The organism is Bacillus sp. FSL K6-1005 (assembly GCF_038000225.1).
Taxonomy (GTDB): Bacteria; Bacillota; Bacilli; order Bacillales; family Bacillaceae; genus Bacillus; species Bacillus mojavensis.
The window spans coordinates 2,885,977-2,906,810 of sequence record NZ_JBBOBP010000001.1; the positions used below are offsets into that span (position 1 = coordinate 2,885,977).

The 20,834-nt window shown below is 43.8% G+C and carries 20 protein-coding genes and 1 riboswitch; of the genes, 4 read left to right on the forward strand and 16 right to left on the reverse strand.

Annotation, left to right across the window (positions count from 1 at the left end):
* Positions 1-19: 19 nt before the first annotated feature.
* The 7 genes from manA to NST16_RS14985 all read right to left on the reverse strand — a co-directional run bounded on the left by manA (position 20) and on the right by NST16_RS14985 (position 6,158).
* Complete coding sequence (manA, locus tag NST16_RS14955) at positions 20-967, reverse strand: mannose-6-phosphate isomerase, class I (protein ID WP_340887336.1); 948 nt, start codon at positions 965-967, stop codon at positions 20-22.
* The gene (locus NST16_RS14960; protein ID WP_340887337.1) at positions 964-1,863 is read right to left on the reverse strand and encodes an ROK family protein; all 900 of its coding nucleotides are present in this window, start codon (positions 1,861-1,863) and stop codon (positions 964-966) included. Before NST16_RS14960 ends, manA begins: the two co-directional genes overlap by 4 nt.
* 28 nt (positions 1,864-1,891) lie before the next feature.
* The gene (gene gmuR, locus NST16_RS14965) at positions 1,892-2,605 is read right to left on the reverse strand and encodes a transcriptional regulator GmuR (protein WP_340887338.1); all 714 of its coding nucleotides are present in this window, start codon (positions 2,603-2,605) and stop codon (positions 1,892-1,894) included.
* A 150-nt stretch (positions 2,606-2,755) separates the two neighbouring features.
* Positions 2,756-4,153, reverse strand: a complete 1,398-nt coding sequence (locus NST16_RS14970; protein WP_340887340.1) for a glycoside hydrolase family 1 protein — start codon at positions 4,151-4,153, stop codon at positions 2,756-2,758.
* Positions 4,154-4,171: 18 nt separating this feature from the next.
* Positions 4,172-5,497, reverse strand: coding sequence for a PTS cellobiose transporter subunit IIC (celB, locus tag NST16_RS14975; protein WP_340887342.1), 1,326 nt, complete (start codon positions 5,495-5,497; stop codon positions 4,172-4,174).
* Positions 5,498-5,514: 17 nt separating this feature from the next.
* Entirely contained in the window at positions 5,515-5,847 is a 333-nt protein-coding gene (locus tag NST16_RS14980; protein WP_010333194.1) for a PTS lactose/cellobiose transporter subunit IIA, read from the reverse strand.
* A complete protein-coding gene (locus NST16_RS14985) occupies positions 5,847-6,158 on the reverse strand; it encodes a PTS sugar transporter subunit IIB (RefSeq protein WP_168747067.1) in 312 nt (103 codons plus the stop codon). Before NST16_RS14985 ends, NST16_RS14980 begins: the two co-directional genes overlap by 1 nt.
* Positions 6,159-6,335: 177 nt before the next feature.
* Positions 6,336-6,435: riboswitch (purine riboswitch) on the forward strand.
* Positions 6,436-6,489: 54 nt separating this feature from the next.
* On the opposite strand from NST16_RS14985, the gene pbuE reads away from it, so the two are divergent.
* A complete protein-coding gene (gene pbuE, locus NST16_RS14990) occupies positions 6,490-7,656 on the forward strand; it encodes a purine transporter PbuE (protein ID WP_168747066.1) in 1,167 nt (388 codons plus the stop codon).
* 16 nt (positions 7,657-7,672) lie between these two features.
* Here pbuE and NST16_RS14995 read toward each other — a convergent pair whose 3' ends face one another.
* Both NST16_RS14995 and NST16_RS15000 read right to left on the reverse strand, forming a co-directional pair.
* Positions 7,673-8,293 (reverse strand): YdhK family protein, encoded by a 621-nt coding sequence (locus NST16_RS14995; RefSeq protein ID WP_168749393.1) that lies wholly within the window; start codon positions 8,291-8,293, stop codon positions 7,673-7,675.
* Between the two features lie 143 nt (positions 8,294-8,436).
* The gene (locus NST16_RS15000; RefSeq protein WP_340887345.1) at positions 8,437-9,414 is read right to left on the reverse strand and encodes an HD domain-containing protein; all 978 of its coding nucleotides are present in this window, start codon (positions 9,412-9,414) and stop codon (positions 8,437-8,439) included.
* Positions 9,415-9,736: 322 nt separating this feature from the next.
* On the opposite strand from NST16_RS15000, the gene phoB reads away from it, so the two are divergent.
* Together phoB and NST16_RS15010 are read left to right on the forward strand one after the other, a co-directional pair.
* Positions 9,737-11,125 (forward strand): alkaline phosphatase PhoB, encoded by a 1,389-nt coding sequence (gene phoB, locus NST16_RS15005; RefSeq protein ID WP_168747064.1) that lies wholly within the window; start codon positions 9,737-9,739, stop codon positions 11,123-11,125.
* Between the two features lie 64 nt (positions 11,126-11,189).
* Positions 11,190-11,897 carry a DUF4352 domain-containing protein gene (locus NST16_RS15010; RefSeq protein WP_339182058.1) on the forward strand — a complete coding sequence of 236 codons (708 nt, stop codon included), beginning with the start codon at positions 11,190-11,192 and terminating at the stop codon, positions 11,895-11,897.
* A gap of 313 nt (positions 11,898-12,210) precedes the next feature.
* Here the strand turns inward: NST16_RS15010 and NST16_RS15015 are convergent, their stop codons facing one another.
* The 4 genes from NST16_RS15015 to NST16_RS15030 all read right to left on the reverse strand — a co-directional run bounded on the left by NST16_RS15015 (position 12,211) and on the right by NST16_RS15030 (position 17,295).
* A complete protein-coding gene (locus NST16_RS15015; RefSeq protein ID WP_340887348.1) occupies positions 12,211-13,377 on the reverse strand; it encodes a collagen-like protein in 1,167 nt (388 codons plus the stop codon).
* A gap of 365 nt (positions 13,378-13,742) precedes the next feature.
* A complete protein-coding gene (locus NST16_RS15020; protein WP_340887349.1) occupies positions 13,743-14,927 on the reverse strand; it encodes a macrolide family glycosyltransferase in 1,185 nt (394 codons plus the stop codon).
* 292 nt (positions 14,928-15,219) lie between these two features.
* On the reverse strand, positions 15,220-16,482 hold the full coding sequence (locus NST16_RS15025) for a glycoside hydrolase family 18 protein (RefSeq protein WP_268471644.1): 1,263 nt from the start codon (positions 16,480-16,482) through the stop codon (positions 15,220-15,222).
* 138 nt (positions 16,483-16,620) lie between these two features.
* Positions 16,621-17,295, reverse strand: a complete 675-nt coding sequence (locus NST16_RS15030) for a GntR family transcriptional regulator (protein WP_339179887.1) — start codon at positions 17,293-17,295, stop codon at positions 16,621-16,623.
* A 251-nt stretch (positions 17,296-17,546) separates the two neighbouring features.
* Between NST16_RS15030 and NST16_RS15035 the strand changes: the two genes are divergently transcribed.
* A complete protein-coding gene (locus NST16_RS15035; RefSeq protein ID WP_340887352.1) occupies positions 17,547-18,284 on the forward strand; it encodes a sulfite exporter TauE/SafE family protein in 738 nt (245 codons plus the stop codon).
* Between the two features lie 41 nt (positions 18,285-18,325).
* On the opposite strand, the gene NST16_RS15040 is transcribed toward NST16_RS15035, so the two are convergent.
* The 3 genes from NST16_RS15040 to NST16_RS15050 form a co-directional block, all read right to left on the reverse strand.
* The gene (locus NST16_RS15040; protein ID WP_010333181.1) at positions 18,326-19,531 is read right to left on the reverse strand and encodes a Bcr/CflA family efflux MFS transporter; all 1,206 of its coding nucleotides are present in this window, start codon (positions 19,529-19,531) and stop codon (positions 18,326-18,328) included.
* 203 nt (positions 19,532-19,734) lie between these two features.
* Positions 19,735-20,058: an AzlD domain-containing protein gene (locus NST16_RS15045; RefSeq protein ID WP_286058975.1), complete on the reverse strand. Its 324-nt coding sequence runs from the start codon at positions 20,056-20,058 to the stop codon at positions 19,735-19,737.
* A complete protein-coding gene (locus NST16_RS15050) occupies positions 20,055-20,780 on the reverse strand; it encodes an AzlC family ABC transporter permease (RefSeq protein ID WP_168747056.1) in 726 nt (241 codons plus the stop codon). The genes NST16_RS15045 and NST16_RS15050 overlap by 4 nt, the downstream gene beginning before the upstream one ends.
* Positions 20,781-20,834: the final 54 nt, after the last annotated feature.

Sequence of the window (20,834 nt, forward strand, 5' to 3'; positions counted from 1 at the left end):
AGAAATTCCTCCGTTCTTATTAGGGATGAGATATGATCAGCTCGCAAGTTCCTTCTATTGAAAACTCGCCAAAATGGGCAGGCAAAATAAAGTGTGAGCCTTTCTTGCATTCATACTGCACACCGTTGTTTTCTATTATCCCTGAGCCTTCGACAACACTGCCCAGCAAATAGGTTTGATGAGAAGGGAAAACCGGCTTGCCGCTGACGTTCCATTTGTAAACTGAGAAATAATCTGACTGAACATAAGACGTAATCACGGCATCTTTGATCTCTTTCACCGACGGTATTGGTTCAGAGTCCGTATGCGGTATGTTTACGACTTCCATCGCTTTCTCTATATGGAGATCCCTTTTTTGGCCATGGTCATTACAGCGCTCATAATCGTATACGCGATATGTGGTATCGGAATTTTGCTGAATTTCAAGGACGAGGGTGCCCTCACACAATGCATGCAGCGTGCCGCTTGGCACATAAAAGAAATCTCCGGGCTTTATGTTGATGCGCCTAAGCAGCCCGTTCCAGTCACCGCTTTCTATAAGCTGTTTGAATTCTTCCTTCGTGCCTGCATGATGTCCCAGAATCAGTTCTGCGTCTTCTTTGCAAGCAATAATGTACCAGCACTCTGTTTTTCCAGGGTCTCCGTTTTCGTGTACCATGGCATAATGATCATCAGGATGCACTTGTACAGAGAGGTCCATGTTGGCATCTAGTACTTTCACCAGTAATGGAAACACGCTTCTTTGCGGAAAGCCGAAAAACTCCGGGCATTCTTTCCACACTTGATCCAGTGTTCTTCCTGCCAACCGGCCATTTTGAATAGTCGATGATCCATTGGCATGGGCCGAGACAGCCCAGCATTCACCCGTTTTTTCTGAAGGGATGCTGTAGTCGAATCTATCACGAAGCGCTGTGCCGCCCCATATCCTTTCTTTAAAAATCGGCTCTAAAAATAAAGGATGCTTCATGATGGAACCTCCCCGGATGCTTCTTCTGCTTTTAATGCCTGATGGGCTAAAACAAACGTTCCGATGATTCCGGCATTTCTCCCTAAACGGGGAGATACAATATACTCATTTATATTTTCTGATAATTCAGAAAAATTAAAGTAGCTGTTCATTATTTTAGGTACATATTGATATATATAAGGGAACAGCTGGCTCTGATTCATGACGCCGCCGCCAAGAATCATTTTTTTGGGTGCCAGGATGAGGATATATTGTGCCAGAGCCTGCGCAATATAATATCCTTCAAGTTCCCAGACCTCATTTACATGTGATAAATCTGCGGCCTTGTTTCCCCATCGTGCTTCTATAGCGGGACCGGAAGCCAGACCTTCGAAGCAATCCTTATGATAGGGGCACTTTCCTTGATACGTGTCATCCGGATGGCGGCGAATATAGATATGGCCCATTTCAGGATGTGACAATCCTTGCAGAAGCCGCCCTTCTATGACCGCGCCTGCACCAATGCCAGTTCCGATCGTGATATATAAGCAGCTGTCGAGGTCTTTAGCTGCTCCGAAAAGAGATTCTCCGAGCGCCGCAGCGTTTACATCTGTGCTGAATCCGACAGGAATATTCATTTCTTCTTTTATTGTTTTCAAGAATGGATAGTGCCTCCAGCCTGGTTTAGGCGTGGCAGTAATGGTTCCATATGTTTTACTGTTTACATCTATATCAACGGGACCAAAGGAGCCGATGCCGATTGCCTGTAGCGAGAATTGGCGAAAATATTGAATCACCTTCTCTATCGTTTCATCCGGCATCGCTGTTGGTAGCTCCACTCTGTCAATGATCGTTCCATCTTCTGTTCCGACGGCACACACAAATTTTGTGCCGCCTGCTTCAATACCGCCAAGCATGCAGATGGCCTCCTTGTTATCTCCGCGATCAGCGCCTTACATTTACCGAAGTGACGACAAATTTGTCATGCCGATGACGTGAAAAGGAATATTCAAATGGAATTCCGTTATCTAAAAAGCCCACGTGCTCCACTTCAAGAATGGGATCATCCTGTTTGCAGCCCAGATGCTGCTGATCTATCTCATCAGATTTACAGGCTCTGATTTTCCGGTGCGTTCCGGCAATCTTTAGCTGAAGCCTGTTTGTAATGTGTTCATAAATAGAGTGGTGCAGCACCTCATCATTAATGCCGGCTATTAAGTGTGTCGGCATATATGTTTTTTCCAACACATATGGCTCGCCTTCCACAATCCGCAGCCGTACAACATAATAAACCGGCGTTTTCTGATCAATTGATAAATGAGCAGCCACTTCCTCAGTGGGAAATTGCACCTCGAACTGAATGACCTTGCTTTTGATTGTTTTGTCTTTTAACAAATTGGTCAGTCCGAGGATTTCATTGCTGACGACATGGACATGATCATCCTGTATCGCAGATTGAATGATAAAGGTTCCATGACCGCGTTTTCTGAATAACAGTCCTTCAGCAACTAAATTATCAAGAGCTCTTTTCATCGTCATGCGGCTTGAATTGAACTCTTTTGCAAGAGATATTTCATCGGGAATCGGCTGATCGATGGGATATACGTTATTTTTGATTCGTTTTCTCATTTCATTTGCAATGATTTCATATTTATTCATTGGTATCCTCCGGCAGCTGTAAAAATTTTGATATCAAATAAGCTTCTTTACCGATATCATAAGTTCTTTTGCCTGTTTCATCAATGTTATGGCTATTTGTTGTCTCTATTAGAAATCTTGACCGCCGGAAGACCTTTTTGCTATAGCAACCTAAAAACCATTTTTCTCAGCAACCTCTTTGAACCATTTTCCGCTCTTTTTGACCGTTCTTTCTCCGTCTTTCTCCAGATTGACTGATACAAATCCGTATCGGTTTTTATAAGCGTTTGTCCATGACCAATTGTCCATAAACGTCCATAAGTGATAGCCTTTTACGTTTGATCCTTCCTGTACAGCGCGGTAAATCCATTTTAAGTGCTCTTTGATAAATTCAATTCGGTAGTCATCCTGAATCATGCCCTGTTCATCTCTGAAACGCTCTTCCCCTTCAACTCCCATGCCGTTTTCAGAAATAAAGCACTCGATATTCCCGTAATTTTCTTTTAGATTGATCAGGATATCATAAACGCCTTTTTCGTAAATCTCCCAGCCTCGGTGAGGATTCATTTTTCGGCCCGGCATGACGTAAGGATCGAAATACCTGTCAGGCAAAAACGGCGCATCCGGATTTGGCAGGTGCTCTTTGGCTTTTACACGTCTCGGCTGATAATAATTCACACCTAATAAGTCAACCGTATGCTGTTTAATGATCTCAAGATCTTCTTTCTCGTATTCAGGCATAAAGCCTTCAGTTTTTAAAATTTGTATGAGTTCTTTTGGAAACTCGCCTTTTACAGAAGGGTCTAAAAAAGATCGGTTAAAGAACGCATCTGCTATTTCTCCCGCTTTTACATCTGCCGGGTGGCTGCTTCTCGGGTAGGATGGCGTCAAATTTAAGATGATGCCGATTTTTCCATCCTGCCTCATCTCTCTGTAAGCCTGTATGGCGCGGGCGCTTGATAACATTGTGTGAAACCCGACTTGAACGGCTTCTTTAAAATCTACCTTGTTCGGATAATGAAAATCATATAAATATCCGCCTTCGACCGGCACGATCGGCTCGTTATGGGTGAACCATTTTTTCACGCGATCGCCAAACAAACGAAAGCACGTTCTCGCATAGTTTTCATAAGCGTCCACCGTTTCTCTGTTTGCCCAGCCGCCGATGTTTTGAAGTTCCATCGGCATATCGAAATGAAATAAATTGACAAAGGGTTCTATTCCATTAGCTATGAACTCATCAATGACGCTGTTATAAAAGTCCGCTGCTTTAGGGTTGATCTCGCCTGTTCCGCCCGGTATTAAACGTGACCATGAAATCGACATACGGAACGAGTTGTGGCCAAGCTCCTTCATCAGCCTGATATCGTCTTTATAGTTGTCATAAAATTTCGATGTGGATGCAGGTCCTACATGTTCAAAAAAGCGATAAGGCTCTTTTTCAAACCAGTAATCCCAAATATTCTTCCCTTTTCTGTCTCGATCGGCGGCACCCTCCGTTTGTGTCGCTGAAGCAGATGATCCCCACCAAAAATCTTTCGGAAAACGATACTGTTCTGTTTGAGTCAAGTTCTCTCTCTCCTTATGTCACATTTTGATGCTGTTATCATTTTGCTGTGCTGTTTCCTGAACAGCCTGTTCCTTTTCTTTTACCAAATGTAATTTATCCATCGCTTTCAGGAACGGGAACCATATCACAAAGACAATCATCAGATTGACAAGCTGCATCACGCCGCCCATGATTGAGTTTGTCGCCATGATGCCATTAATAAATAGCGGAACCGTCCATGGTACCGTGACACCTGTTGGAGGCGGAACAAGCCCTGCGGACATGGCCAGATAGGTGACGAGTGTGACAACCATCGGCGCCAAAACCCAAGGCACAAGGATGATCGGATTCATCACAATCGGCAGCCCGAAGATAATCGGTTCGTTTACGTTAAAAATCCCTGGAGCAAGGCCGAGCTTTGACACTTGCTTCATCTGCCTGCTTTTCATAAATATGAGAATCGTAAACACAATCGCCAGCGTCATTCCGGTTCCGCCCATCCCCACTGTATAAATCTCCATAAACGGTTTCGAGATGATGTGCGGCACTTCTTTCCCCGCTGTGTAGGCTGACAGGTTTTCCACCTGAAGTGTATTCCAAATCGGGTCCATCACAGAGTTGATAATGATTTGCCCATGCAATCCGAAAAACCAAAGAATTTGAATAAAAAATACAGCAATCAGCGTCGGTATGATACCGCTTCCAAGTCCGACAAGCGGAGCCTGAATCGCATGATAAATGACATCATGCATATTGGTTTTGAAAAGCTGGGTGACCACAACGTTAATCAGCAAAAACACAGTCAATGTGATAAAAGCCGGAATAAGTGCGGCAAATGATTTTGCTACAGCCGGCGGAACCCCGGCAGGCATTTTGATCGTCAGGTTTTTTTGAACGATTCTTCTGTAGATTTCACCAGAAAGAAATGCCGTGATCATTCCCAGAAACATTCCTTTGGCACCGAGGCGGTCTACCGGAATGACGCCGGTTATGGCATCTCCTGTTTCCGGCTGAACAATAAAAGGCGTCAGCAGGAAAAAGGAAACCAAAGCGATCGCACCGCCAAACACAGCTTCGACCTGATAGCTTTTTGAGAGATAATAGCCTATACCGAACACGACGAAGACAGACATAATCCCCATGGTCGCCGTAGACGCAATGCCAAAATTGGACTGAAACGATGTGAGCATTGAAGCATTCATGATTTTATTTAAAAACGGCAGGTTCGTTAATACCACAAAAATGGACCCGAATATCGTAAGCGGGAAGGCCAGCATAAACGCATCGCGCAATACCTGCAAATAACGGTTATTATTTAACCTCCCTGCAATTGGAACAAGGAATTGGCTGATTTTCTCGAACACCCTATCCACCCCGATTTTTATAGATTCTTTGTTTTAAAGATGCCAAGCAGCTCTTTTACCAATTCTTTCATGGTCAATGTTGACATCAGGTGATCTTCCGCGTGCATAAGCAGCAATGAGAAATTGGCTGCCTCGCCGCTTGATTCTTTCTGTATCATTTGAAAGTGAATGTCATGGGCTGCAGATAGAGCATCCTCAGCCTGGGCAATAAGGGCATCTGCCTCCCCCCTGTTTCCTTCCTTGTAGGCGCGCAGTGATTGAATGATACAGCTGCGGGCATTGCCGCTGTGGAGAATAAGCTGAAAGCTGATTTGTTCGTCTGTTAAGTCGGCAATTTTTATGTGCTCCATCATTGTTGCCCCATTAATGACAAAGCCTGTTCATATGCTTTTTTGCCATCTGCCATTCCGTAAGCCATCATGTCAATGACCTCAACCCGAATGTTGTATTGGTCGGCTGCTTTTTGCAGTTCGCTTTTCAGAAAGCTCATTTGCGGGCCGATTAAAACCGCGTCTGCCTTTTGCATATCTTCTTTCGCTTTATCCTGGCCGACTGCCCAGATCTCCGCTTCCTCTCCAATGGATTGCGCGTATTCTTTCATTTTTGTCACCAGCAAACTGGTGGACATTCCCGAACTGCACGCAAGTAAAATTTTCTTCAATGGATGTCCCTCCCCTTGTATTAAAACGCTTACAAAATTAATTATAGTCAATTAATTTTAAATGTCTATACTTTTATACAATAAATATATTCATATTATTTTCGTTCAACTATTTATCAAATTTTTCTATGGAAGATTCGCTCACAATATGTTAAACTCATCCTCGGAAACTAAATCAATTAAATAGCTATTTTTACTTGTATAACCTCAATGATATGGATTGAGGGTGTCTACCAGGAACCGTAAAATCCTGATTACAAAAATTGTTTATCACTTTTTTTGTAATCAGGATTTTTTTATTTGTTAAAAAATTGAAGTAAAGGAGTTTGTTATGAATTTTAAAGTTTTTCTGCTTGCAGCTTCTACGATTGCAGTTGGATTGGTTGAGTTAATTGTGGGTGGGATTCTTCCTCAAATCGCAAATGATTTACACATTTCCATTGTTTCGGCCGGACAGCTGATCAGTGTGTTTGCGCTGGGATATGCTGTTTCAGGGCCGCTGCTTTTGGCATTGACCGCGAAGGTTGAACGGAAGCGTTTATATTTAATTGCGTTATTTGTTTTCTTTTTGAGTAACCTTGTCGCCTACTTCAGCCCTAATTTTGCGATGCTGATGGTATCAAGGGTATTGGCGGCGATGAGCACAGGGCTGATTGTTGTGCTTTCCTTGACGATTGCGCCGAAAATTGTGGCGCCTGAATACAGAGCCCGCGCAATTGGCATCATTTTTATGGGATTCAGTTCTGCCATCGCATTAGGTGTGCCGCTTGGCATATTGATCAGCAATTCCTTCGGATGGCGCATTTTGTTCCTTGGCATCGGACTTCTGGCGCTTATCTCTATGCTGATTATTTCGATCTTTTTTGAGAAGATACCGACGGAGAAAATGATTCCATTCCGGGATCAGATGAAAACAATCGCCAATGCTAAAATCGCCAGCTCGCACCTTGTGACGATGTTTACATTAGCGGGGCACTACACTTTATATGCTTATTTTGCCCCGTTTTTAGAGACGACTCTCCATCTAAGCTCTTTTTGGGTCAGCATTTGTTATTTCCTATTTGGAATATCTGCCGTGTGCGGAGGTCCTTTTGGAGGAGCGCTTTCTGACCGGCTCGGTTCCTTTAAGAGCATCTTGCTGGTGACCGGTTCCTTCGCCATCATTATGTTCTTATTGCCGCTGTCAACGTCGTCTATGATTTTCTTTTTGCCTGTTATGGTCATTTGGGGATTGCTGAGCTGGAGTCTGGCTCCCGCACAGCAAAGCTACTTAATTGAGATTGCACCCGACACGTCTGACATTCAGCAAAGCTTTAATACGTCTGCGCTGCAGATTGGGATCGCCCTTGGTTCAGCCATTGGCGGTGTTGTATTGGATCAGACGGGGACTGTTGTGTCAACAGCTTGGTGCGGAGGATCGATTGTTGTGATCGCCGTTCTGTTTGCTTTATTTTCTTTAACAAGACCTGTTCATACCGTAAAAAAATCCTCCTTGTAAAGGGAGGATTTTTTTATTATTTAGCTGAAAGCTCGTCTTCAGTTACCCACTTATGATTTTTTACTTTTTCTCCGCTTGTTGTCGATGTATAGTCCACCATGTATACCGTTGTTTTTTCTGCAGAGTCGATTTCAGCAGTTGCTCCCTTCATGCCTTTCATGTGAGAGGCCTCTAAGAGTACCTGATCTCCGGGATTGAGGGGTTTATCTCCTGCATCTTTTATCTCTTCTTGGATCACCCATTTGTGATGATCAACTCGCTGCCCTCCGGTTGTCGGTGTGTAAGAAACAACATATGCCGTTGTATCGTATGCGCCTGTAACTGTTGCTTCGGCGCCCTTCATCCCTTTCATATGAGAAGCATTGATGATGACCTGGCTGCCTATTTTATATTTAGGATGTGTCGATTCCGTTAATCCCTCTGGAACTTCAGCAGATCCGGAATGATCCATTTCTTCGTGTGAGCCGGAGTCCGAATGACTGTCATGAGTGCTTTCTTTTTTGCTATCGCTATTGCCGCATGCTGATAAAACAAAAATAAGAGACAGCAGTAAAATTCCAAGTGCCTTTTTCGAAATCTTCATGTTCATTCTCCTTTGCTTCATTTTTTGGTGTGAACCTTCACATCTGCCTGTCATACATGATCTTTTCAATAATACGATACCCCCGAAAGGTATGTAAATGCGCTAATATTCTCATAACATATGCTGCTGTTTGTCCTATTCCCCATGATCCGCAGAATAAAACGCGCTGGATAAAAGCCGCGGTTGCGCGGCTTCGGTTAGTTTTCGATTACTTTGACATACACTCCTTTTTTGGCTTTCCGATAAGCGGCCTCTCCCATTTTTCTGATATGTTCAGATACTGATGAGGATGTGATCCATTCATTATGAAAGAAAATAGAAGGGTCGATGAGACGCATTTTCGTTTTTCGATGAAAATCATAATGAATGTCATCCTCTTTTACTAATATGTGAGGATGTATTTTTTCAAGCAGTCTCAGTACTTCGTCATTTTCTGATGAATGCAGAATGCCTAGTACCTCTTGGTCTGTTTTCAGCAAATCTTCGGCGGCGATGACATTGTGCTTCAGCGCAGCCTTCAGTGTTTGCGCTAAGTATTCATACCCATATACATTCACTGGGTTCATAAAGAAATCAATCACTTCCTTGTAATACACGCGCACAAACCATTCAGCTGTTTCAATACCATTTGGAAACACCCTTCCGTTTCTCACAACGAGATGATCCAAAAAGATTTCAGCTTCGCGCAGCGTGATCTGTCTATATTGATACATGTCACGCAGGGTGTAGTCGATGCGATCAGCACACAGCTCCGGTGCGGGCTGTTCGAGCAGTGTCCATCTTGTATCATTTAATAAAAGATCGTCAGCATCATAACCATGTTTTTTTAGAATTCCCGGGATCTCGGATTGGTCAATGACTTGTTGAAAAATGTTTTCATGATAATCTTCCGCTTCATTTTTAAATACAAAATCAATTACATGAGAAAATGCTGTGTGCGACACATCGTGGAGAAGACCGGCGATCTGCTCTTCTATGGTTCCCCCCAGCCTTTTGATTAGAAGCATAACGCCAATGGAGTGCTCATACCGGGTCACATTCCACTTTGGATTGACTAAAAAGCTGGCGCCGCCTTGATAAACCCCTTTTAATCTTTGTACGGGTGCGCTTTTTATGAGTTCTTCCAGTACTCCGTCTATTTGATGCCTGCCGTATAGCACATCGTTTATTTCCATCCTGTCACCTCAACATCTATTCTCTTCTTCGGGTGCATTGCCGGTCACATGTTTTCCTTTAATATCCACTCAGTAAGAAATATTACCTCTAGCAAACTCGATTTCTTTTTGAGTTCTATATCAAGGGATTGATTGACATCTTCTAGTCACATACATAATCACTAGCCGGTCAGATTTGCACATCATATTTACTTTCGGCACTGCCTTTTCATTTCCTTGTCATCTTGTAAATTCAATCTTTAAAAACGATTAATACTAGCTTAACACTTTAAAAATATAATGAGTTTGTCATTGAGGATCATATTTTTAGGAGGTTATTCAGTTGAAAAAATTCCCGAAGAAGCTGCTGCCTATTGCGGTGTTATCATCTATTGCGTTCAGCAGCCTAGTCAGCGGCAGCGTGCCTGAAGCCAGCGCCCAGGAAAAGAAAAAGGGGAATCAAAACGAAATTAAGAATGTCATCGTCTTGATCGGTGATGGGATGGGTGTGTCTTATACGTCCGCTCACCGTTACTTAAAAGATAATAAAAAGACAAAGGTTGTAGAGCCTACGGCTTTTGACCAATACCTTGTCGGACAGCAGACCACTTATCCTGAAGACCCTGAACAAAATGTAACGGATTCTGCTTCCGCCGCAACGGCTATGTCAGCTGGGATTAAAACATATAATAATGCAATTGCTGTGGATAATGATGGTTCAGAGGTCAAAACAGTTCTTGAAGCAGCAAAAGAAAAAGGAAAATCAACCGGGCTTGTCGCCACTTCAGAAATTACACACGCCACTCCGGCTTCTTTCGGCTCGCATGATCACAGCCGGAAAAATATGAATTCTATTGCAAACGACTATTTTGATGAAATGGTGAACGGCAAGCACAAAATTGATGTCCTTCTAGGCGGTGGAAAAAGCAATTTTGACCGCAAGGACCGTAATTTGGTAAAGGAATTCAAAAAAGCGGGATACAGCTATGTGGATAACCGCAAGGACATGCTGAAAAACAAGGACAGCCAAGTTCTCGGCCTATTCGCTGACGGCGGCCTGCCTAAAAAGATCGACCGCACGAAGGATATTCCTTCATTAAAAGACATGACAAACACAGCCCTCAAAAAATTAAGCAAGGACAAAGACGGTTTCTTCCTCATGGTTGAAGGAAGCCAGATTGACTGGGCCGGGCATGACAATGATATTGTCGGCGCCATGAGTGAGATGGAAGATTTCGAACAAGCCTACAAGGCGGCAATTGATTTCGCCAAAAAAGACAAGCATACTTTGGTTGTTGCAACGGCTGACCATTCAACCGGCGGATACTCCATCGGTGCGGACGGCATTTACAACTGGTTCAGTGAACCAATTAAAGCAGCAAAGCGTACACCTGACTTTATGGCAGAAAAAATTGCCGACGGCGCAGATGTTGAAAAAACTTTAAAAACGTATATTGACCAAAAGAAATTAGCTTTAACTGCATCTGAAATTCAATCTGTTGAAAACGCGGCAAAATCGAAGGAAGTCCTTGATATTGATAATGCGATTGAGGAGATTTTCAACAAACGCTCCCACACAGGATGGACAACAGGCGGACATACCGGCGAGGATGTTCCTGTCTATGCGTACGGACCGTCCAGTGAGAAGTTTTCCGGCCAAATCGATAATACCGAAATTGCCAAAAATGTTTTCGACGCTTTACAATACAACATTAAAATTAAAGATAAGTAAGAGAATACAAGGTGTCCCGTTGCTTGTATAAGGAACGGGCTCTCTTTTTAATGGAGGACTTATGATGAAAAAGACTCTATCGATCTTATTTTTTATCGTCATACTTGCGGGCTGTTCCTCAAACGTCAATTCTGAAAAACAAAATACAGCCGGAGAGCAAACAGCAAAAGCCACACCGCAAAGCACTTCGTCTCAAAAAGACAGTATAGATGAGTATCAGCCTAATGCACAGGTAACAGATGACCGGTCATTGCTGAAGGTCAATCAAACGTTTTCTGATGACAAAGGAGAAGCCGTCTTAAAAGATATCAAACAAGTCAATCAAACTTATAAGATTGGAAACGTAGAGTTAACAATAAAAGAAATGAAGCTGATCCACTTACGTCCGGATTACAGCATGATTGATTATTTTCATGTATTAACACACGATGAAGAGTTTGATTTCGTTAAAGTTTTCGTTGATATCAAGAACACATCTTCCGAGAAAGTGAATTTTGCCCCGGTTGCATTGATGAAAACAAATACAGGAGAAACCTTTGATTGGAACAAAGATATTTACCTAGAAGAGTTGAATGGTGAATTAGAAGCCGGCGCCGAAAAATCCGGCAATCTCGGCTTTATTGTAAACGCAGCAAGCGGCCATGCTCACGATGAACCATCAGCTGATAAGAAGAAAAAAGAGATCAAGTGGATTGAAATCACAACAAGTGACGTTTTTGACCAAAACCATAAGAAAATCAGTGATTCTCAAAAGATCAAAATTGAATTTTAACGATTGCCTTCCAACACGGAAGGTTTTTTTATTGGTGAAGTTAAGCTGTCACCTTGTATGCCCATTTGATATCCAGTTATCACTAAAAAAGATAGAGTAAATCGAACTTCTTTTTCTTTCCTATAGTGATAAAAGTCGTTCAGTGAGCTATGAAATTCGTATTTTGTCTCTTTTCCGCATACACCTGAGGTAAAAAGAAACTGGAGCGTTTGTATGGTCAACTTAAATCAGGTCAAAAAAAGCACTGTTGAACGATTAAGTACTAGTAAGATCAATAGAGTACTTTTGTTTGTCCATGACACAGTGCTAATTGTTAATCTAATTTTTTAATTACAATTGAAGCGTTTACGTTAGTTTGTGTCCCTCCTGCCAAAGTCTGCAGAGTCACTGCGGCAGCGGACGTATGATTTCGAAGAGTGAGGACATCGCCGGCTGCTATGGCTATAATAGCCTGGCCGTTGTTTTGCTGAGTACCTGCACCTGAACCGTAGACTGTATTCGTAATCGGTGCACCATTTAAAAATAATGTAAATTGGTTAGGCTCTACTCCCGAAACAGAAAAAGTGACCTCATAGTCTCCCGGAGTGGTAATTGCAATTTGAGAAGTCCCGGGGGCATGTGTAATTCCAGGGGTGGTTATCCCTGTTGAATCAAAAATGACATCAGCCTCTATAGCTACTGTTTGAGCACTAAAGTTATAAATATACCCGTATTCGGATAACCCAGCTGCTCCTGTGCCGGTAGCTCCTGTGGCTCCCGTTGCTCCTGTGGCTCCCGTCGCTCCTGTGGCTCCGGTTGGTCCGGCGTCTCCTGTGGCTCCCGTGGCTCCCGTCGCTCCGGCTGGTCCGACGTCACCGGTTGCTCCTGTGGCTCCCGTCGCTCCGGCTGGTCCGGCGTCTCCTGTGGCTCCCGTTGCTCCGGCTGGTCCGGCGTCTCCTGTGGCTCCCGTGGCTCCCGTCGCTCCTGTGGCTCCCGTCGCTCCGGCTGGTCCGGCGTCTCCTGTGGCTCCCGTGGCTCCCGTCGCTCCTGTGGCTCCCGTCGCTCCTGTGGCTCCGGCTGGTCCGGCGTCTCCTGTGGCTCCCGTGGCTCCCGTCGCTCCTGTGGCTCCCGTGGCTCCCGTCGCTCCTGTGGCTCCCGTCGCTCCGGTTGCTCCGGCTGGTCCGGCGTCACCGGTTGCTCCGGTGGCTCCCGTAACTCCGGGCAGCCCTGGTGGTCCTGGTGGTCCGGTGGCTCCCGTAACTCCGGGCAGCCCTGGTGGTCCTGGTGGTCCGGTGGCTCCCGTAGCTCCGGCCAGTCCTGGTGGTCCGGTGGCTCCCGTAGCTCCAGCCAGCCCTGGTGGTCCGGTGGCTCCCGTAACTCCGGGCAGCCCTGGTGGTCCTGGTGGTCCTGGTGGTCCGGTGGCTCCAATACTGCCTGGTATACCGCGTAATCCGCGTGGTCCCTGCGGCCCTCTTGCTCCCCTTACACAACAGCAGCACATACATGAATGTTTAGGCTCAGGATTTTTTTTAGGGCCTACTCTACAACTGGGGCTTGAAGAGTTGGATCCACAGTAAGGGCATCTATGTGACGGTTTTCGAGACATATTTTCTATTCACATCCTTTTATAACTGTATTTTCCATACACTTATTCATAATATGAAAAATGACGTTGAGTGTGAATGAATACGAAAGTATTTCTCCTGCTGCCATCGCCCTCAGAAAATGAACCCTTACATCTATAATCCTCTTGACAAAACCGTTGATCCGCAAATTGACTTCGGTTATTTCCGTAATGCCAGCAAGACCCTAAATGAAAAAAGAGTGAGAACATATAAATCTCACTCTTTTTCTTATTTTTGCTGTTTATTTTCTCTGATCTATAAATTGATCGATCTGCTCCATTACCTCTTCCATATTCATGCAACCCTGAAAGCTTTGATTGATTTTTTGAATCCCTTCCTTGTATCGGTCGTTATTCAACACTTCTTCCACTGCATGTTTTAAAGACTGCGCGGTTACATGGTCTTTAGATACTGTATAACCGGCTTGTAATTCAGTCAGCCGCTGGGCCACCATTGGCTGGTCCTTATCGTGCGGCATTACAACCAAAGGAACATTAAAGTGAATGCCTTCATTTACACTGTTCATTCCCCCATGAGTGATGAAAACATCTGATTGTTCCAGCACTTCCAATTGAGGCACATATGAAGCAATGATAAAGTTTTCCGGCGCTTGCTTTAATCTTGTCAGATCAGCTTTTTCTCCCGCAGCTATCACGACCTTGCCCCTGACATCAGAAAAAGCATCTATACATAAGTTGAAAAACTCCTCAGTTTCGTCTAATACCGTCCCCATTGAAATATAGATAACTTTCTCACCTTTCAATTTCTCAATCGGGAAATCAGTTTTTTCCGCTCTCTTTGGAAAGCTTGGACCGATAAATAGAAACTCATTGCCGAAACGATGGCTTTCCGGCTGAAAATATCGGCTTGTGTACACTACATTTAGGCCACCTTTATTATTCATGAATTGAACCATATTTTCAGGTGATACACCGTAATTTTGTTTCATCTCTAATAATAGATCTTCACACTCTTTATCCAATTGTAAAGGCACTTCTGAATCCGGATGCAGAGGCAATATCTTCAAATGCTCTTCATCGAATAAAAAGGAAGCAGATGAAGAGATGCCCGGGATGTTGAGATAATCTCTGACCAGCTCTCCCGCACCGAATTTATCATAATAAACAAAATCAAACTGAATGCTTTTTGACAGTTCTTTCACGATATTTAATATGGCCAGAGATGTCTTTATATGAATTTTTAAGAAGGAGAGAATACCGTCAGGGGAACCTGTACGAACGGGAACTGTCCTCAGCAAATCCTGATGAAGGTGGACAGTCGCTCCTACCGCTTCTAATCTTTCTTTATACCTTTCAGTGGAGATATAGTGGACATCATATCCCCGATTGGCAAAGGCTTTCGTAATGCCTAATGTAGGATTTACGTGGCCTTCTGCAGGAAAATTTAGGATCAATACTTTTTTCATTCTGACAACTTCCTCTCACTCGTATTCCGTAAGCTTTCATAAGACGATATGCAATTTGTGCCTGATTAGACTGATGATAGTTATCACTATCGATCATAATTGGGGAGACCGACGCCATGCAAGTGACAAATGCACGAATTATTCTGCCACTTTAGGCTGATACGGTTTTATGGCTTTCAATCTGTTACGATAAAAGATATCGCCAGCGTCAGTGAAATGACAATCTATCCGGAACTCAGAGCTGCACAAAGCAGCTTAAAACATCACTAAAAAGACACCGTGTTCGGTGCCCTTACACTTTTCTGATCGTAAAAAATTTACGCAGAAGCCACGGAGCTGGTGTGAATCCGAGTGTTAACTGCCAGGCGCCAATGGCTTGTAATCCATATTCTCGGACGATCAGCATCTTTTGGCTCATGCTCCTGACATCTTCAAACCATACTTCATGCGTCCGTCCCTGCTCATCTCTGTAGCGAAAAAATGGCGATTGATATTCGTTTGAATATTGAATGGGTGCTTGGTACCTCATCGCTGTTTCAATTGATTTTTGATTTGAAATAGCTGAAGCCACTGTTCCCGGCTGATAAGGGATGATCCAATTGTAGCCGTAGAGCGGGACACCGATGATGATTTTTCTCCGCGGCACCTGGGCAATCGCAAATTCAATTGTTCTTCTTATTTCAGTAATCGGCGCAACAGGCCCCGGCTCGCTTCCCGCATGATGCCAGTCATACGCCATAATAAACATATAATTGACAACCGCTCCGATCCCTCCGTAATCATAGCCCCTCAGCCATGAAATATCATCACTTGTTTTTGCCGGAACAGCTATGGTCAGCACATAGCCACCCGGCTGCAGACGATCTCTGAGCTGACGCAAAAATCCTGTGAACAGATCCCGATCTGCGGCGCTCACTTTTTCAAAATCGATCATCACGCCGCCATATCCCCTTGTGGATACCAAGTTATAAATATTGTTAACCAAATTGGTTCTCGCAGTTGGATTGTTTAACACTTGGCGTACGAGTTCCGTGCTGAAGCCTGCTGAGGTTAAATTTGTTATTGTTGCAAGCGGCGTCACTCGTCTTCTCCATGTGGTTTCAATAGCGGCTGCGTCATTCAATTGGTTTGCAATGTCGCCATTAGGCGCAATATGGTATTCGAAAATGGAAATCGAAGACGAATATGGTGCGTAATCATTGATTAAATCGCGATCAAGATCCGGATTACGGAGCACATAAAAGCTTAACGTTCCCGCAATATAGTTTGAGATATTAGGGATCGTTAGTCTCATTCCTGCTTGCAAGGCATTTGGGTTTATAGCGGGATTGGCGGCTCTTAGCCGTTCTGCTGGAACAAACGCTTTTGCCGCAATAGCTGTGAGCGTGTCGCCCGGCTGTACTGTATATACATAAAGAGGGATAAGCAGAGCCTGCCCCGGCACAATATTCGTTTCTTCTAACCCATTCACACCCCGTATTTGATCAACAGAAGCACCGTATCTTCTGCCTATGGAAAACAAAGAATCACCCGGCCGGACGATATGGATAAACATGTCTAACCCCCATTATTCGTTAGTCAATCATCATAGAATCTTATTAATGGGCTTCCTTATATATGATTTGCGATTTATTAAGTGGATGAGAGCAATAAAAAATACCAAGGACTCTTCCTTGGTATCCGTACATGTCATTTAATTTTCTTTTCCTTCTTCAAGCACACGTTTCAAATGTTCTGAGTCATGATTGAAATGAGCCATCATATATTCTTTGGCTGCTTCTTTGTTTCTCTTTTTGACTTCTTCAAATATGCTGCGGTGTTCACGCAGGATCGTTTCAGGGCGGTTGTCCCCTTTATAATTAAGGATTCTGCAAAAGTGAATCAGATCATTAACATGCTCAAGCAAATTTTTCAAATGTCTGTTATGGCTAAAATCGACAAGCAGCTGATGAAACTTTTGGTTTAAGCTGATCATTTCAGTTTCTTCCGCTCCGTTACGAATCGCGTTTTCTGTTTCTTCAAGCTGTGTTTCAAGCGTTTGAAGCTCTTCGTCATTCGCTTTGTCTATTACCAATTCGACAGCAAGCAGCTCGAGAGGAATTCTGATTTTATAAATTTCGTCTACATCTTTAGCTGTTAAAGAAGCGATTGAAAATCCATTCCGGTCATCTGCCCGTAACAAGCCGTCTTTTTCAAGCAGCCGCATAGCTTCCCGTATCGGAGAGCGGCTGACGCCGAAACTTTTAGCCAGCTGTGTTTCATTGATCCGTTCCCCCGGCTTAAAAGTTCCGTTAAAAATCATTTTTTTCAGCTGGAAATAAAATTGCAGGTAATAAGGAGTCGGCTTGTCTAATTTAAATTCATCCATATACATAATACCTCTTTTGAATAGATTCAGGGGTCTGTTCTTCATCAAAATCATATAACAGATAATAAAGGGAAGCAACAAACTGCCTTGTCAAATCCCAAAATTTGCGGTACGATATTTTTGCTAAACGACGGTCGACGGACTACTGTCAACCAATGAGATGATCCTCTCATGTGCTACCGAACAGTTCACCTCAGCTACAATCACTAGATCATTACATTTACAGCTCAGTATACAATGGAGGAAAAGCTATGCTCATTATTCTTGTTATGTTTCTTCTTGGAATCATTTTAGGCTTTATTGGTGCCGGGGGTGCCGGCTTTGTTATCGCTCTTTTAACCCTGGTTTTTCATATTCCGATTCATACGGCTTTAGGCACTTCCCTCGCCGGTATGGCTTTCACCAGCTTATCAGGGGCCTACAGCCATTACCGGGAAGGCAACATCCAATTGAAAATCGGTTTAACGGTCGGATGCTTCGCTGCCGTTGGATCATTTTTCGGGGCAAAGCTGACATCTTTTATTCCGGCCGATTTGCTTCATTATTTGACAGCGGGAATGTTATTTTTATCAGCGATTCTTATTCTAATCAGGTTATTTATCTTAAAAGAAAAATCTCAAGTGAATCAAAGCAATGTATCAATGTATACAAAAGCCGTGATTTTAGGAATCGTATCAGGCATACTTTCCGGCACATTCGGCATCGGTTCTGCTCCTTTTATCCAGATCGGTTTAATGATTATGCTGAACCTGTCCATCCGTCATTCTGTCGGAACGACGATGCTTGTCATTATCCCTCTTGCTGTAGGCGGAGGCATAGGGTATATCTCGGAAGGATTTGTTGATTACGTATTGCTGGTCAAAGTCTTGATCGGAACCATGTGCGGTGCGTATGTTGGCGCGAAATTCACCAATCTCATGCCAAAGGCCGTCTTGAAATCCGCAATCTTTTTGACTCCGGCCATCGCCGGCCTGCTTTTGCTATTTTAATGAGATCAAAAAAAACCTGACATGCCGTCAGGTTTTTTTGATTAATTTTGTTTCACGCTCTCCTTTGTTAATCTAAAAAAGGCGAGCGAACCGATAACTGCTGTAACAAACATGATCGCTCCCATCGGAACAGCTGTCGTCTCATCAATGCCCACAAGCGGCGAAACGATGGAGCCAAGGAGCAGCGGGAGCATTCCCAGCAGCGCACTTGCACTTCCGGCGCGGTGCCCCTGTTTTTCCATGGCCAGCGTAAACGTGCTCGTCAGAACCATGCCGATCGTAATCATATAGACAAAAATAGAGATGACCAATGCAGCGAGAGGGCCGTGAATCATCGTCATCGTTAATAGCACAGCAGTCGCAATCATAGCTGTAATGACCGCCATGCGGAGCAGGCTTTTTTCATGAATGATTCCGCCAAAGCGCCCGATCATAAAGCTTCCCGTAATAATCGCCAAGCCGTTTATGCCGAATAAAATACTAAACACCTGCGGCGACACCCCATAAATATCCTGGTACACAAAAGGCGTACCGGATACATAAGCAAAGCTTCCTCCGTGAATAAATCCGACAGTTAACGCGTAGCCCATAAAAGAACGATCCTTCAGCAGGCTCCCCATCGTTCTGACAGATGTTCCGATTGAGCTTGGAATCCGCTTTTCCGGCGGCAATGTTTCTTTTAACTTCAGCGCAATAATCAGTACAAGTACAAATCCGATGATCGTTAAAAAGTGAAAAATCGTATGCCACGTTGCAAACGGCAGCAATAAAAGAGCACCGCCTGTCATTGGCGCAATCATTGGCGCGACTGCAGTAATCACCATTAACAGTGAGAAAAATTTAGAAAGCTCTCTCCCTGTAAACACATCCCGCACGATTGCCCGAGACAGCACAAGTCCCGCAGAGGCCGTAATCCCCTGTAAAAAACGGGCTGCCACCAGTGTTGTAATGTTTGGTGAAAGCGCACAGAACAGAGAAGATAACGCAAATAAGAAAATACAGATTAATAGCGGTTTCCGTCTTCCCTGCGCATCACTGACCGGCCCGACAATCACTTGACCTATGGTAAGCCCGATCAGACAGGCTGTTAAACTTAACTGTACAAGCGAGGCACTGGCCGATAAATCATCGGCAATGTCAGGAAAACTAGGCAAATACATATCTATATTAAGCGGGCCCAATATAGCAAGCATGCCGAGCAGAAACGCCAATGCCAAACGCTCTTTTCCAGTTGGATTTTGCAGCATTCTATCAAAACCTTCCCTTTAATCTAGTATTTATTTTCAATAGATGTCACTCCAACAATTGATTGAAGCTGTAAAACATTTGTATATTGTACCATAACTTTCAGCTAGTGAAAGCCGCTTAAAGATTGAATCATAGACACAAAAAATACCAGGGTCTGCTTCCCCCTGATATCGTGGTTTTAATGTAAATGTAAACAGCTGTTTTATACCCATAAGCGCAAGCCGGCCATAAGAACAACACCGCTGATAACTGTCATAGATAAACTTTTTGTTTTCAATGCAATCAATAGAGTAGGAACCAATACAACAGTTACCTGCCAATTCAATGTAAGAGAATCATTGGATTGAATCATGCAATCCTTCACAACAAGTGCCGTCAATATACAAACCGGCACATAGGAGAGCCATTTCAGCACAGGCTCCGGCAAGGAAATATTCCGGACAACTAAAAATGGAACCACGCGGGGAATCATTGTGACCAGCGCGCAGCCGATAATCACCGTCAGGATGTATGCATTTATGCTCATTTATCTGTCACCACCCCGATTGTCGCTACGATGATCGTTGACATGATGACAGCGAGATGAGACGGCATAATGAAAGAGAAAATAATCATCGCAATCACCATATAAATGATGAGAGATACATAGTGTTTAACCTTCGCAGGCACAACATGTTCCATCTGCAAAATCAGCAGTGCTAAAAACATAGCCGTCACCGCAAAGTCGAGTCCGAACATTTCCGGATCGGTAATCCATTTACCAAAGACTGCACCTGCCACACAAGAAAGCACCCAGCACGCATATGCAGTGAGATTTAAACCGAACATCCATCGATCACTAATCGGTTCTTTTTTTACAATCTTATTTGAAGCAACACCAAAGGACTCATCTGTCACCATCATGCCGATCCCCACATTTTTCACTAGCGAATACTTTGAAAAATGAGGAGCAAGCGCAGCACTTAATAGAAAATTTCGTAAATTCACAATAAATGTTGTCAGGATAATAGCGGACATCGGACTGTTTGCTGCTAACAAAGCACAGATAATGAACTGGGCGCCGCCTGCAAAAACCAAACCTGACAACAGTGTAATTTCAAGGACACTTAAATGCGAGGCAATCCCCACGATACCGGCAGCCAAACCTATACTGATATAGCCGATTAGCGTAGGGACACAATCTTTAAACCCTTGTATGAACGATGGCTCGCATGTTTGGGCATGAGTTAGTTCCTTCTCTGATATCATTCTGTTCCCCTCCTAGTCTAACATATTATACACATATACGTTATAGCTTACAAC